Below are 15453 nucleotides of genomic sequence, written 5' to 3'. Positions count from 1 at the left end.
TATTATGGATTATACAAATATCTTATACATTTGTAAAATAATTTTTTTAGAGGTGCATTATGAATCACAAAATAAACGACAGCAATTCAATTGAAAAACTCACTAATGACGAACAACACGCTTTATCATATTTACGTTCAACAGATAGAAGATGGGCAAATGCTTTCGAAGATATATTATTAGAAAGCCGTGATAAAATCTCACAAAGGTTAATTACTTCTTTACATAGAGAGAATTTAGTTCAGAGTCGTCATCATAGTGAGATTATCAAAACACAAAACTTAAACTTGGGTATTGCGATCACGCAACCTTTCGTTTTAAAAATAACCTTTCCAGAAGCGAAAAAAACTTTGTATGCACCTATTTCAGGACAACATGCCTTTGACAGAATCGATGTTGAAGGACCCTTTTATTTTGAATACGACAACCATTTAGAACGTATATTGCATCCAAATGAAATTTTAAACGCTATTTTAATAGAAGCACCTAACCTTGATAACGAAGCTAGTAACCAATTTAAGGACGATATGAATAATAGTGTCGCAAATATGGCTATTTCGTTAAGTTATCAATCTATAACATTGTCTCAAAATAATGAACCACTTTTAGAATTAATCATTAATGCGAAGGATAGCTATTTAAGATCTGAACAAGCTGTTGTTGAAGGTCATCCATTACATCCAGGTGCGAAACTACGTAAAGGTATGTCACCAGAAATGACTATTGATTATTCTTCTGAGTTTGGAAATACCATCCCTATGAAATTTATATTGATTCATCATGATATTGCGAAAGTACAATCATTAGCGAGACCTTATAACGAAACTGTCTTCACATTATTTAATGGCCTTTACGAAGCTGTGGCCAAATTACTAACTGATGATCAAATTGATGATTATTATGTTATGGCAGTTCACCCATGGCAATATAATGCTGTTTTAGAAAAAGATTATACTAATGAGTTAAATAAACAGCAGCTTATACCTTTAGACTTTGATTTAAATTATTACGCTGGTCTGTCATTTAGAACATTAATGCCACAAAGTCCAAATATTGAACCGCACATCAAATTATCAACAAATGTGCATATTACAGGTGAAATACGCACTCTATCTGAACAAACAACATATAATGGACCACAGGTCACACGCATATTGAACCATATTAAGCAGCATGATTCATTGTTTAATGATATTCAGGCAGATACGATTGACGAAGTTGCTGGTATTCATTTTTATAATCCACAAGACACACCATCACAGCAAACAATAAAGAGCGAACAATTGGGTACACTATTTAGAGAAAATATTTATAATATTAAGAAAGCAGATACAATACCGCTTATTCCTTCTAGCTTAGTTGCCAATTATAGTAATAATAATGAGTCACCTATCGTAACATTAATCAAAACATATGCTAATAAATTTAATATCGGCAGTTATGAGGAAGCATGTAACAAGTGGATTGTGGAATATAGTAAAGCTTTGATTGATATAACATTACCTTTATATGTAAAATACGGTATTGCATTAGAAGCACATTTACAAAACTCTATAGTTACCTTCAATGAAGACGGTTCAATCCACACATTATATATTCGTGATTTTGAAGGACTGCGTATTGATAAAACTTACTTAAATCAAGCTGGTTATAGTACATCAGACTTTCATGAAAAATCATTAATCCTTACAGATCAGTCGCAAACCGTTTTCAACAAAGTGTTTTATTCTAGTATTCAAAATCATCTTGGTGAACTCATTGTAACCATTGCCCAATCAAGTGAAAGTAATGAATTAGAACAACAGATTTGGTCAATCATAAGTGATATCATATTTAAAAAATTACAAGATATTGCATCTACAATGACTAATAATGACAGAATTACCGAAATAAAATCCGTGCTATTTGCACCGCAAATCGATTATAAATGTGTTACTACAATGAGATTAGAAGATGAAGCGGATTATTATACTTACATTAAAGTGAATAATCCTTTATACAGAAACATGGATAAGCAACAATAAAACGAAGTATATATTTTAATAATTTTCATAAATAAAAAAGGTCCGAAACATTAAATGTTTCGGACCTTTTAATTGAATTGAATAGTTCTTAATTATTGTAAACCTTTTTCCTCATTGTTTGAGCTTTGGTTTTTTTCATTTTTTTGAGACCATTCTTTTTTAGTCATAACATCTTCAACGCGCATGTTAACTTCAACTACGTCTAGACCAGTAATATATTTAACTTGTTCTTTAACTAAGTCAGTTACTTTACGGAAGATTTTTGGTGCTGATTCACCATATTCTAATACTACTTTTAAATCAACAGCAGCTTGTTTTTCTCCAACTTCAACGCTAACACCTTGTGTAACATTGTTGCTGCTACCAAATGAACTAGAAATATTGTCGACGAATCCGCCTTTCATTTCTAAGATACCGCTAACTTCTCGTGCAGCAATACCTGCAATTTTTTCGATTACTTCATCTGAGAATGATAATTTATTAGTGAACTCAGGTTCTTGGTTTTGTTGCTCTTGTCTTTTTTCTTGTTCTTTTTCTTGAACTCCTGTTTGGTTGTCATAAGCTTGTTTAGCTTTATTGTTGTCTACTGCCATATTGCATTCTCCTTTACCTTATATAATTTGTTTTAAATTTTTTATTACATTAGAATTCATAAAATTTAATCGATTAACTCCATCGATTGAGGAAATTTAAAAAGTCTTGCTTACGGTCTTTAGTATACCCAACTCCAATTCCAATCAAACATAATACTAGAATTAAAATTGTACTCCAGAAACCTAAAGTTAAAAATAATATTGCTATGATTAGAAATGCTAAGAAGCCAATGATTCTCCATTTAAACGTTTTGAAAAATTCAACAACTTCTTGCGTAGAATCTTGTCCATTTTGGTTATTATTGTTAGCCATGATAACCCTCCCTTACAACACACGTTTGCCTGAGGTTTTTTGATCTCTAACATTAACCTCTAATTTTGATACTGGTAATTCTGTAAAATGCTCGACATTTTGCTTGATGTCATTTCTAATCTCTTCTGTTAAAGAATTAACCTGAACATCACCAGGAACAAAGAAATCTGCTTTTAAAGCGATATGTGATTTCTTTTTCTTGTTATAAAGTTTTGCAATCACGTTTGGTTGACGTATTTGATCATATTGCGTAAGTGTGTCGTATGCAGATTTTTCGACTGCTTTTCTCGATACATAAATATGACCATCTTCAAAATCTTTATATAGTCCGGGTTTTCTATACGTAGGTTTAAACAAGCTGAATACTAATATGAGACCAATAATAATGAGTAACGCTGCTAAACCAATAAGTGTTGGTTCAAACCAGTTAAACTGATTAAAATAGTCTTGATACTGGCTAATTCTAGAATCTTGAATATACATAAAGAGTAAAAATCCAACGATTACTACAATTAATATGCCTAGGATAAAATTCTTAAGTCGTTTCACCTCGTATGACACCTCCTATGCTTTGTTAATATGTACTTGTGATACAGAACTACTACCCTTAAAAAAATTCTTAGAAACATTTTTATTGAATTTTATTTTTAGCTTTTACTGCAAAACAATTTTTTTAGTCCATTTTATTGATTGTCCTTTGTTTCTTGATCAGATAGTTCTGGATGGTTTGCAATACGATATTGTAATAGTTTGTCGTCTGATACAAGCAACTTATTACTTGGTCTTGGCTTTTCAATCGCTAATGATTTAAAAAGTGACCATATCATAAATATAATGACAATCGAAAATGGTAAAGCAGCAATAATTAATAAGTTCTGTATAGATTGTGTACCACCAGTGTATATCATAATCATTGCAAATAAAGCTAATATGATACCCCAGCTCACTTTTACAACACCTTTAGGATTGATACTACCTTTAGAACTTAACATACCTAAAACGTATGTCGCTGAGTCTGCTGAAGTTACAAAGAAAATCATAATCACAATTAAAGTCACTATGCTTAGCAAGAACCCTAGTGGGAAATGTTCTAAAGTTGCAAATGTTGCAGTCTCCGTTGCCTCTTTCGCAATATTTGCGATACCATTTTGCTGTAAGTAAATAGCAGATGCTCCAAATACTGCAAAGAATAAGAAACAAACAAGCGCTGGTACAAATAAGACACCCAAAATAAATTCTTTAATCGTTCTACCTCTTGAAACACGAGCAATAAATATTCCAACAAATGGTGCCCATGAAATCCACCAGGCCCAATAGAATATCGTCCATTGTTGTAACCATTGGAATTTTTCGCCATCAGCTTGCGGAATACGTAAACTCATATTAAAGAAATTTGCAATGTAATCACCAAGTGAATTGGTAAAGGTATTTAATATAGTTAAAGTGGGACCTACACAAAATAATACGATGAGTACTAGAAAAGCGAGTATCATATTAATATTACTTAATGTTTTGATTCCTTTATTAATACCTGACCACGCTGACCAACTGAATAAAAGCGTTGCTATAACAATAATAATGACCTGAGTTATAAAGTTTGAAGGTATATCAAATAAAAAATTCAATCCTTCATTAATCTGTAATGCACCAAATCCAAGTGTTGCTGCTACGCCTGTTACAGTAGCGATAATCGCTAACACATCGATTGAACCACCGATGGGTCCTCTCATCATTTTTGAACCTAATATCGGTGTTAACGTCGCACTTACTAATCCTGGATAACCTTTGTGAAAATTAAAATATGCAAAGACTAATCCAACGATGCCGTATACAGCCCAAGCATGGACACCCCAATGAAAGAATGAAAATTGCATGGCATCATTAATTGCAGTTTGCGTACCTGCTTTATGTAAAGGTGTTAACGTAAAGGCATGACTAATTGGCTCTGCTGTAGTCCAAAAGACTAATCCTATCCCCATACCAGCACTAAATAACATAGCAAACCAAGATTTCAATGAGAATTCTGGATCCTCTCCATCTTCTCCTAATGTGATTGATGAATATCTAGAGAATAATAGATAAACACATACTATTAATATGAGAAGTACAAGTAATAAATAGTACCAACCAAAATTTAATGCAATAAAATTTGTAATGCTTTGTGTAACTGTTTCTAGTTGTTTAGGCAATATTGCACCGTATACAACAAACAATGTACAAATTGATAATGCTACCCAAAATACAATCGTTAATCTGTTTAAACGCATGTCAAAATCACACACTCCCTATAGTTTTATGTAACTTACATACCCTAACTTATTGCATATATTCATAAAATTCATACAATTAAATATATTATAAATTTTATATATTATTCAAAATAAAAAGCATCCTCCTAGTCACCATATCATGATGAACTACAGAAGACGCTTCTCTTTATGTTCACTTTTATTTAAATAATTAATTAATTATTTTGTTAACCTTAATTTCAAAGTTTAATCACTAGCTTACCTATCATACTTTGATTTTCTAACTTAACATGTGCATCATACAAGTTTTCAACAGTTAGACCATCTATTACTTCATTCACGGTTGGTTTGTAGATACCCGCTTCTATTTTTTCAGAAATATCAGTGAGATAATCACGATGTATTTGCATATCTTCGGTTTCATGAATGGGTCTTGATGACATAAATTCATGTGTAAATGTAATACTCTTTGGTTTAAGCAAGTTTAAATCTTGATTATTTTTGAAAGCCACGATCGTTGCAATCGTCCCTCTTGGTTTTACTAATTCAATCATTTTTTCATAATACATATCCGTATCAAACGTACAGAAAATATAATCTACTTCACTAATTTCATATTTCTTAAACTCTTCAGCTAAATCATTCTTATGATTTAACACAATATCTGCGCCCATATCTTTAGACCATTGGTATGTTTCTTTACGAGATGCTGTCGTTATAACATGTAAGCCATAGTGTTTAGCTATTTGCGTTGCTATGCTTCCTACACCACCAGCACCATTTATAATTAAAATAGATTTCCCCTTATTTTCTTCTGAATTAAAGGAAATTTTAAATACATCAAACAGCGTTTCGTAAGCCGTTAAACCAGTTAGTGGTAGGCTTGCTGCATCCACATTAGATATGTTTTTAGGCTTTTTCGCTACTAAACGCTCATCGACAATTTGATAAGATTGGTTGGAACCTTGATATTTTGGAGAACCAGAATAAAAAACTTCATCGCCAACGCTAAAGTGGTTAACACCATCACCCACTGCTTCTACCACACCTACAGCATCAAAGCCTAAAATTCTCGGCGCTTGTTCAACCTCTGTCTTTCTAATCTTTGTATCTACAGGGTTAACACTAATTGTTTCAACACGTACTAATAATTCATATTGTTCAGGTTCGGGAGTATCAATAGCAAACTCATAAAATAAATTTCCATCTTCTAGATTAAAACTTTGATCTGCACCTATCGCTTTCATCGTATGCACTCCTTTCTTAATTAAACATCATCTGAAACTTGAACAACTTGTTTTCCGAAATTATCTCCTGTAAATAAGTTTCTAAAGGCATTAGGTAAACTCTCAAAACCTTTTTTAACAGATGTTTTTGTCTTAATTTTATCTTCTTGAACCCACTGTGCAAGTGCCTTACTAGCATTTAGGAAGTCATCTGCATAATTGGCAACAATAAATCCTTGCATCAATGCTTGAGATTTAATAATAATTGGTTGGATACGAGGGCCATATTCAACTTCTGTATTGTTATAACCAGAAATAGCACCGCAAACTGGAATTCTAGCAAATTGATTGAGGTGTTTCATGACTTCATCCGCAATCGTGCCACCTACATTTTCAAAATAGACATCAACGCCATTTGGTACTGCTTTCTCTAATTGTTCAGCAAAATCATTGGCTTGATAGTCTACTCCTACATCAAATCCTAGTTCTTCAGTTAAATAATTGGTTTTTTCACTACCACCTGCAATACCAACTACATATGCACCTTTTAATTTTGCTATCTGACCTACAACTGAGCCAACCGCACCAGAAGCAGCTGATACTACAACAGTCTCACCTTCTTGTGGTTGTCCGATTTTTAGTAAACCATGATAAGCTGTTTGTCCAGTCATGCCTAAAACACTAAGATATAAATATAAAGGAATATCAGTTTGACTTACTTTAATAGCATGCTTTGCCTTTATGTTCACTATTTTTTGCCAAGGAAATGTACCAGTAACAATGTCATCTTTTACAAATCCATCTATATTTGATTCGACAACTCTCCCCACTACATGACCATTCATTGGTTTGTCTAATTCGAATGGGGCTATATATGATTCACTATCATCCATACGACCACGCATGTATGGATCTACTGATATATATAACGATTCTATTTGTATTTCATCTTGCTTCGGTCTATCTATCTCAACAGTTTCATATCTAAATACATCATCGGATGGAATGCCTTCAGGTCTTTTTGCCAATACAATTCTTTCTGTGTTCATTATATTACCTCCATTCATTGTTTGACTTTATTCTAAAGGGATACTTTTCATCAATCAATCAAATCGCTTATTTAATACTTTAATAACGTGTTATGCTATTGCTAATTTATAAAACATTTTTCATTTTATTACGATAGGAGATTGTACATTGAAACTTAGTATTTTAGATTATGTGCCAATATTTGAAGGCCGTAACGCTAATCAAGCAATAAATCATGCTGTTGAATTAGCTCAATTAGCTGAAAAGTTAAATTACTCACGTTATTGGGTTGCTGAACATCACCAAGTTTTTTCAGTAGCATCCAGTGCACCTGAAATGATTATGATGTCATTATTAGAAAATACTAACTCAATTGAAATTGGAAGCGGCGGTGTTATGTTGCCACATTATAGTGCTTATAAAGTGGCTGAAGTATTTAAAACTATGGAAGCTAGACACCCTGGCAGAGTCAATTTAGGTACTGGTCATTCTAAGAGTTATCAGAATGTAAATAAAGCTTTGAACGAACACAAAACAATACCTGTTGATTATGAAAATCAAATTGATGATTTGATAGCTTATTTTAATAGTGACAGCGACAACAATACAAAACAGCGCTATAAAGACTTATATGCTATGCCAATTATCGACTCTAAACCAGATATGTTTATTTTAGGTACAAGTAAAAAAAGTGCATCACTCGCTGCTATTAGAGGATTACCTTTTGTTATCGCCAATATGGGACAAGATGAAGATCTAATAAAATCTGTAATAACTCATTACCGTTCTAAATTCAAAGCACTTCATCCTTTACATCAACCATATGTCATCATGACGTCTTTTGTAATTACGGCAGATAATAAATACCAGCGCCAAGATTTAGCTAATGCGTTTCATTTGTGGTTACTCCGCATTGGTTATTTAGACCAACCAAAATTCTATCCCTCTGTGAACTACGCAAAACAAAAATCATTTTCTTCTAGAGAAATTGAAAAAATGAATCAACACAATAGTCGGGTTATAGTAGCTTCACCTAGTAAAGTCATCTCCAAATTAAAAGTAATGATGACTGACTTCGATGTTGATGAAATTATGATACAACCACATGTTTATGGCGAACATAACAGGAAACAGATCATTCAATTACTCGCAACTGAGAACTTTAAGCATAAATAAATGACACTTACACATCTATAAATCAGATGTCTAAGTGTCATTTGCTTATTATAGAATACAAACATTCAATATCTTGTATATATATTACTAAACCAACATATTAGGTAGTACTTTTAAATTTATTTCCCCCATAAAAATTGATTCATTTTATTGGTGACATAAGTATTATCATGAAGTTCACTATGATCAGCTTTTTTTCCGGTTACTTTAAATTCTTCATAACTACTTACTTTATCATCAACTAAATACCTTAGTGATTTAGATGAAACATTGGTAACTCGATTATCAGAATGTGTGCCATCCTCTATATCACCATAAATATTTAGCACTCTTGTAGTTTCTGGATATGACTTTTTCATAGGCAACAAATCTTTATATGCTTTTAGCATTTTACTTGGTTTACCATTTTCATCTAATTTAACATCTAAATCAAGGCCATCTATGTCAACTTCACCGTTAAAATTACCTGCTAAACTTACTTGCTTATTTAGTTTGGGTAAGTTCTGATTATCACCATAATTCAACATATAATAGCTGAAAGATTGATTACCCATAGAATGTGCGACAAAATTAAATTGATCAAAGTGATGTTGGCTCATCGTAGCAATGATAACTTGTTGAATCCATTGCGCATTTTTATTTAAATCTTTATTTCTATTATCTTCTAATATAATCTCAATGACTGGATTCTTTGCATCAGGTGATAATTCTCCGTCGAATGTCACCATTCCCTCTTTAGAAACTTTTGCTTTGATTACTTCTTCGGTTATATCTTTTTGTACTGCTGAATTAATCATGTATTTTATAGAATTCTCTGTTCCACCATAGCCATGTAAATAAAATGTAGGTATATTAACGTACTTATAATTATTTTCTTTATATTGACTATATGTTTTAAAAGCTGCAATCAAAATAATGACAAATAAAATAAATGCGATCAATACAATTGTCAGATATATATTCGTATTCCGTTTATTAATATTCATATAAATACCTCAAATTTAAAATTGTGTCCTATTATTATTTATATTATGACACTTTACATGATTAGTCATTCATTTTGATACAAATAAATAATATTAAATAAAACAAAAAAACTTCCCAATTTCTTGGGAAGTTTAAAACGTTTGTTTGATTGAACACAAATTGCTATAGAACTTGTGTAATAAATCTGTAAGCGAATTGAATTCGCAACAGCTTCGACAATATTAACGTTTTGAGAATTGTGGTGAACGACGAGCTTTTTTAAGACCTGGTTTTTTACGTTCTTTCATACGAGGATCACGAGTAAGTAATCCAGCGCGTTTTAAAGAACCTCTGTATTCAGGATCAGCTTCTAATAATGCACGTGAAATTCCGTGACGGATTGCTTGAGCTTGTCCAGTAAATCCTCCACCATGAACGTTAACTAATACATCATAGTTACCTTTAGTTTCTGTTACATCAAATGCTTGGTTAATGTCTAAAATTAATGATTCGAATGGTAAATAACTACGTACATCACGGCCGTTAACAGTAATGTTACCTTCACCTGGTACTAAACGGACACGTGCTACTGAGTTTTTACGACGGCCTGTGCCTTTATATTCAACTTGTGCCAATGTAATTTCCTCCTTTTAATTAACCACGTAACTCGTAGTTTTCTGGTTGTTGTGCAGCGTGTGGATGTTCAGCGCCACCATATACAAATAATTTTTTACCTTGTTTTTCGCCTAAACGTGTGCTTGGAAGCATACCTTTAATTGAGTTTTCAAGTAAACGTTCTGGGTTATTAGCTTTTAACTCACCAGCTGAAACTGATTTGATACCACCTGGGTGATTTGAGTGACGATAGTACATTTTATCGCGCTCTTTGTTACCAGTGAAGTGGATTTTTGAAGCGTTAACGATGATTACATAATCACCTGTATCAACGTGTGGTGTATAAGTTACTTTATTTTTACCGCGTAAAATAGCTGCTACTTCTGATGATAAACGACCAAGTGTTTTATCTTCAGCATCAATAACATACCATTTGCGCTCAATGTTTGATTCATTAGCCATAAATGTTTGACGCATATAATTGTCCTCCTAGAATAAATAAATGTCTCTTAAATTAATAGTTTATACTTACTAAATCTTAAATTTCATCTATTTTTTTTAATAGTTTGTTTCTACGTGCTTCTATATCTTGTAACACAATAAGATTCCGGGGCTTATCGTGGGTGATATAAAACAATACCGTTAGTAATCGTATAATTTTTTTGTCATTTTGTCAACGACATTTAACAATTTCATATCGATTTTTTTTGATGTAATTTTATATCATTACCAAAATCAGTGATTAATTCGCTTGGTGTTAGATAAATCTTCTCTAAATATAACCCTTCTGCCGGAGCAGTAAAAGGCACTTTGTTACGATCTTTATCCTCTAATAATTTAGGTATTTCTTCTGGTTGTCGTTTTCCTTTGCCTACTTCAATTAAAAAGGCTACTAACACACGCACCATATTATATAGGAAACCGGAGCCTGTGACAATATAGTCAAAGCCATTTTCTGTTTTTTCTATACGACTTTCGTAAAGTGTTCTTACTTTGCTAACAACTTCTGTTTTTTGTGAACAGAACCCTGTAAAATCATGTGTACCAATAAAATACTGTGCAGCTATATTCATTCTTTCAATATCTAACGTTTCAGTGATATGTGTTTTTAAGCCATTAAGAAACGGATCTTTGTGTTTAGATTGATAAATTTTATAACGGTAAGATTTGCCTACGCAATCATATCTGCAATGAAAATCGTCACTAACAAAACTGACATGATTGACATATATATCACCTGGTAATGCACGATTCATCGCATATTGCCATTGTTGCTCGGGAATGTTTAACTCAGTGTCAAAATGAAAATATTGCTCAATTGCATGTACACCTCTATCTGTTCTACTACTTGGGTGTATTCTCACATCATGCTTATGCATGCGCTTTAAAATCTTTTCGAATTGTTGTTGTACGGTTCGTCCATTTTGTTGTATTTGAAAACCTAGAAATTGACTTCCTTGATAAGAAATATTAACTAAAACACGCATGATTTACTACACTCCCATAAATTTTAACACAAATAATACTACGGATAGTGGCAATAATATTAACAGCGTTAGACTGTCCTTCGTTTGCCACTGTAATTTACGATAATTTGTCCGTTGCTTCTTCGTATCGTATCCTCTCACTTCCATCGCGATTGCCAAATCTTCAGCGCGTTGGAATGCAGATATAAATAAAGGAATCAGCAGAGGAACAAATGCCTTCACTCTATTGATTATACTACCAGAACTAATTTCAGAACCCCTTGATTTTTGAGCTAATATAATTTTATCTAACTCATTCATCAACGTGGGGATAAACCTTAATGCAATAGACATCATCATACTTAATTGGTGTACAGGTATTTTAACTAATTTCAATGGCGATAGTAGTTTTTCAAAAGCATCCGTTAAATCAATTGGACTTGTACTTAACGTCATAATGGTTGAAATCATAATAATAAACATGAGACGCAAAACAATATAAACACCTTCTAAAATACCATCTATATCAATTGAGACAAAGCCTAATTCAAATAACCTTGTACCACCTTTTGTTAAGAACAAATGCATTAAAAAAGTAAATATTAGAAAAATCCAAATGGGCGTTAAACCTTTGGCTAAGAACCAAAGCTTAATTTGTGCTAGTTTCATAAACGCGATGATTGAAATAAATAACCATAAATACGTTGCAAAAGAATGCGCAAAGAAAATTAAGATAATAAACACAAAGACAAAAATTAATTTCGCACGTGGATCTAATCGATGTATGATCGTATTTAGTGGAAGGTAGCGTCCTATAATAAATTTATCTTTCATCTTGTTGCCACCCCTTATACATCTCAACAAATTCTTCTTCTGTCAAAGCAATTTTATTAAAATAATATTGATGTTTATCTTCTAAATCACGTTGCAATTTTACAATGTCTGGTACATCAAGATGCATTTGATTAACATAATTCGTATCACTAAATAGCTTGCGAGGTGAACATGATTCTATCAATTGACCGTGTTGCATAATTTTTATTTCATCCACATACTTTGCCACATCATTCATTTCATGCGTCACAAGTATGATCGTCTTTTGCTGTTCAACTTGGAGTTTCTTTATCGCTTCCATTATCTGTTTTCTACTTTTAGGATCAAGCCCCGCTGTTGGTTCATCAAGTATAACAATATCTGGATCCATCGCTAATATTGATGTGAGAGCTATTTTCCTCATTTGTCCACCAGACATTTGAAATGGAGACTGCTGTAATATATCTCTATTAAAGCCAAATTCTATGAGCAAACGAAATGCTCTTTCTTTTACTTCGTTTAATGGCATGTTGAAGTTCTTTGGTCCAAATAATATCTCGCGTTCTACTGAATCTTCGAACAACTGTGATTCTGGAAATTGAAATACTACCCCTACACGCCTACGAATATCTTTCAAATGCTTATCTTTTGTCTTATGACTAATTACTACATCATCAATTTGAAGTAAACCTTCTGATGGTTTAAGTAGACCATTAAAATGCTGAATTAATGTAGACTTTCCTGAACCAGTTTGTCCAATGATTGCATAATATTTCCCTTGCTCAAAAGTCGTTACTATTTCACTTAAGGCTTGATGCTCAAATGGTGTCCCTTTTTGATAAACATAACTTACTTGGTTAAAATTAACAGTCATAATTTTTTTACCAACCCTTCATATGTTATGAAATCAATACTACCTAATAATTGATTATGCATTCGTATAGAGAAGGGTAAGTCTAAACCAATTTGAGTTAGTTTATCGCCATCACTAAAAATTTCGTTCGGTCGCCCCGTTTGATAAACCTCGCCTTCATTTAAAACAACGAGGTAATCAGCCTCTGCAGCTTCTGATAAATCATGTGTAATAGAAATAATAGTTACATCTTTTTCTTCTTTTAAACGATGAATTAAAGCAATTAAGTCTTTTCTACCAGCAGGGTCTAACATAGATGTCGCTTCATCTAAAATAATGATATCGGTATCTAATGCAAGTACACCTGCAATAGCAACACGCTGTTTCTGGCCACCAGAAAGCGATTGAGGTTCATAATTCGCTCTATCTAACATATCTACATCATTTAATGCTTTGGGCACTATCGCTCTCATATCATCATAAGAGACGCTGTGGTTTTCTAAACCAAAGGCTACATCAAATTCAACAGTTGATCCTACAAATTGATTCTCTGGATTTTGAAATACAATACCAATATGTTGTCTTAAATAATCTAAATTCTGCTGACTGATAGCTTCATTTCTAAAATAAATATTACCATCAAACGGCTTTTCAATACCTACCATTAATTTAGCAATCGTCGATTTTCCTGAACCATTGTGTCCAACTATAGAAGTCCACGTTCCTTTTGGAATACTAAATGATACATCATTCAACGCAAGCGGTTCATCACTATTATATTTAAATGATACATGATTAAATGTAATAATATGCTCTTGCGTATCCATATCGATTGCCTCCAATATTTAATAAGTCTATTTTTATATACCTTATCTATTTTACATGAAAATAAGAAGATATACTACCATTAAAGAATGACTCAATATCCATTTTATCAGTAGTTTCATGCATAAGTCTAAAGCAGTCCTCTAAACTTCGTTTAGCTAGTTTTGCTTATGCATTCGCTTATCGAATGTATTCCTTTAATTTTCTAAAGAATTAAGGTTCTTACGTTCGCTATTGCATAAGTCTAAAGCAGTCCTCTAAACTTTGTTTAGCTAGTTTTGCTTATGCATTCGCTTATCGAATGTATTCCTTTAATTTTCTAGAGAATTAAGGTTCTTAGGTTCGCTATTGCTCCGCAATTGCATAAGTCTAAAGCAGTCCTCTAAACTTTGTTTAGCTAGTTTTGCTTATGCATTCGCTTATCGAATGTATTCCTTTAATTTTCTAAAGAATTAAGGTTCTTAGGTTCGCTATTGCTCCGCAATTGCATAAGTCTAAAGCAGTCCTCTAAACTTTCTTTAGCTAGTTTTGCTTATGCATTCGCTTATCGAATGTATTCCTTTAATATTCTAAAGAATTAAGGTTCTTAGGTTCGCTATTGCTCCGCAATTGCATAAGTCTAAAGCAGTCCTCTAAACTTCGTTTAGCTAGCACTGCTTATACATTCGCTTATCGAATGTATTCCTTTAATATTCTAAAGAATTAAGGTTCTTAGGTTCGCTATTGCTCCGCAATTGCATAAGTCCCCCTAAATTCTAAAGAATTAAGGGGGACTAAACAAAAAAAGCGCGCACCCCATCATATTTTGAGTTCACGCTTTAAATTTTATTAAGTTTTGATGGGGTACTCTGAGCTAGACAATATTTGTATGTGGCAAACATTATCGTTGCACTCATTTGCTTTATACATAGTAGCTACGTATATTTAAATTAAACTAATTCAATAATTACTGATTCAGCGCCATCGCCACGACGAGGACCTGCTTTAAGAATACGAGTGTAACCGCCTTGACGTTCTGTATAACGTTCAGCAACTTCACCAAATAATTTTTGTAATGCTGTTTGTGTTGATTCATCTTCATTTAAGACTTCAACATTGCGTAAAGTTTTAGCTGCTTGACGACGAGAAGCTAAATCTCCTTTTTTACCTAAAGTGATTAGTTTTTCAACCACACTGCGTAATTCTTTTGCACGCGCTTCTGTAGTTTCAATGCGTTCGCTAACGATAAGTGAAGTAGCTAAATCGCGTAACATCGCTTTACGTTGATCAGAAGTACGACCTAATTTTCTGTAACCCATGAGTTAA

The 15453-nt window shown here is 32.8% G+C and carries 16 protein-coding genes; 2 read left to right on the top strand and 14 right to left on the bottom strand.

What is annotated here, in order from left to right; genetic code table 11:
• Positions 1-59: 59 nt before the first annotated feature.
• A complete protein-coding gene (locus ACM591_RS04845; protein ID WP_038678957.1) occupies positions 60-2024 on the top strand; it encodes an IucA/IucC family protein in 1965 nt (654 codons plus the stop codon).
• 92 nt (positions 2025-2116) lie between these two features.
• Here the strand turns inward: ACM591_RS04845 and ACM591_RS04840 are convergent, their stop codons facing one another.
• The 6 genes from ACM591_RS04840 to ACM591_RS04815 all read right to left on the bottom strand — a co-directional run bounded on the left by ACM591_RS04840 (position 2117) and on the right by ACM591_RS04815 (position 7454).
• Positions 2117-2617, bottom strand: coding sequence for an Asp23/Gls24 family envelope stress response protein (locus ACM591_RS04840; protein WP_029378537.1), 501 nt, complete (start codon positions 2615-2617; stop codon positions 2117-2119).
• Between the two features lie 73 nt (positions 2618-2690).
• Complete coding sequence (locus ACM591_RS04835) at positions 2691-2930, bottom strand: DUF2273 domain-containing protein (protein WP_029378536.1); 240 nt, start codon at positions 2928-2930, stop codon at positions 2691-2693.
• A 12-nt stretch (positions 2931-2942) separates the two neighbouring features.
• Complete coding sequence (gene amaP / locus ACM591_RS04830) at positions 2943-3479, bottom strand: alkaline shock response membrane anchor protein AmaP (protein WP_017722952.1); 537 nt, start codon at positions 3477-3479, stop codon at positions 2943-2945.
• A 134-nt stretch (positions 3480-3613) separates the two neighbouring features.
• Positions 3614-5197: a BCCT family transporter gene (locus ACM591_RS04825; protein WP_029378535.1), complete on the bottom strand. Its 1584-nt coding sequence runs from the start codon at positions 5195-5197 to the stop codon at positions 3614-3616.
• A gap of 221 nt (positions 5198-5418) precedes the next feature.
• On the bottom strand, positions 5419-6426 hold the full coding sequence (locus ACM591_RS04820) for a zinc-binding alcohol dehydrogenase family protein (protein WP_029378534.1): 1008 nt from the start codon (positions 6424-6426) through the stop codon (positions 5419-5421).
• A gap of 20 nt (positions 6427-6446) precedes the next feature.
• On the bottom strand, positions 6447-7454 hold the full coding sequence (locus ACM591_RS04815) for an NADP-dependent oxidoreductase (protein WP_326026624.1): 1008 nt from the start codon (positions 7452-7454) through the stop codon (positions 6447-6449).
• A 148-nt stretch (positions 7455-7602) separates the two neighbouring features.
• Between ACM591_RS04815 and ACM591_RS04810 the strand changes: the two genes are divergently transcribed.
• Positions 7603-8610, top strand: a complete 1008-nt coding sequence (locus tag ACM591_RS04810; RefSeq protein WP_038678962.1) for an LLM class flavin-dependent oxidoreductase — start codon at positions 7603-7605, stop codon at positions 8608-8610.
• A gap of 119 nt (positions 8611-8729) precedes the next feature.
• Here the strand turns inward: ACM591_RS04810 and ACM591_RS04805 are convergent, their stop codons facing one another.
• The 8 genes from ACM591_RS04805 to rplQ form a co-directional block, all read right to left on the bottom strand.
• The gene (locus tag ACM591_RS04805; RefSeq protein ID WP_038678964.1) at positions 8730-9596 is read right to left on the bottom strand and encodes an alpha/beta hydrolase; all 867 of its coding nucleotides are present in this window, start codon (positions 9594-9596) and stop codon (positions 8730-8732) included.
• Between the two features lie 222 nt (positions 9597-9818).
• Positions 9819-10211: a 30S ribosomal protein S9 gene (rpsI, locus tag ACM591_RS04800; RefSeq protein ID WP_017722946.1), complete on the bottom strand. Its 393-nt coding sequence runs from the start codon at positions 10209-10211 to the stop codon at positions 9819-9821.
• A gap of 19 nt (positions 10212-10230) precedes the next feature.
• Positions 10231-10668 (bottom strand): 50S ribosomal protein L13, encoded by a 438-nt coding sequence (gene rplM, locus ACM591_RS04795; RefSeq protein ID WP_029378530.1) that lies wholly within the window; start codon positions 10666-10668, stop codon positions 10231-10233.
• 215 nt (positions 10669-10883) lie between these two features.
• On the bottom strand, positions 10884-11678 hold the full coding sequence (truA, locus tag ACM591_RS04790) for a tRNA pseudouridine(38-40) synthase TruA (RefSeq protein ID WP_029378529.1): 795 nt from the start codon (positions 11676-11678) through the stop codon (positions 10884-10886).
• A 6-nt stretch (positions 11679-11684) separates the two neighbouring features.
• The gene (locus tag ACM591_RS04785; RefSeq protein WP_326026626.1) at positions 11685-12491 is read right to left on the bottom strand and encodes an energy-coupling factor transporter transmembrane protein EcfT; all 807 of its coding nucleotides are present in this window, start codon (positions 12489-12491) and stop codon (positions 11685-11687) included.
• The gene (locus ACM591_RS04780; RefSeq protein WP_326025884.1) at positions 12481-13344 is read right to left on the bottom strand and encodes an energy-coupling factor transporter ATPase; all 864 of its coding nucleotides are present in this window, start codon (positions 13342-13344) and stop codon (positions 12481-12483) included. Before ACM591_RS04780 ends, ACM591_RS04785 begins: the two co-directional genes overlap by 11 nt.
• Complete coding sequence (locus tag ACM591_RS04775; protein WP_038678967.1) at positions 13341-14150, bottom strand: energy-coupling factor transporter ATPase; 810 nt, start codon at positions 14148-14150, stop codon at positions 13341-13343. The genes ACM591_RS04780 and ACM591_RS04775 overlap by 4 nt, the downstream gene beginning before the upstream one ends.
• A 927-nt stretch (positions 14151-15077) precedes the next feature.
• The gene (gene rplQ, locus ACM591_RS04770; protein ID WP_029378525.1) at positions 15078-15446 is read right to left on the bottom strand and encodes a 50S ribosomal protein L17; all 369 of its coding nucleotides are present in this window, start codon (positions 15444-15446) and stop codon (positions 15078-15080) included.
• Positions 15447-15453 lie beyond the last annotated feature (7 nt).

Source organism: Staphylococcus sp. Ze2, assembly GCF_048568365.1.
GTDB classification, from domain to species: Bacteria; Bacillota; Bacilli; order Staphylococcales; family Staphylococcaceae; genus Staphylococcus; species Staphylococcus xylosus.
Note: the sequence above shows the minus strand (reverse complement) of the source record. Positions and strands in the feature narration are given on the sequence as shown.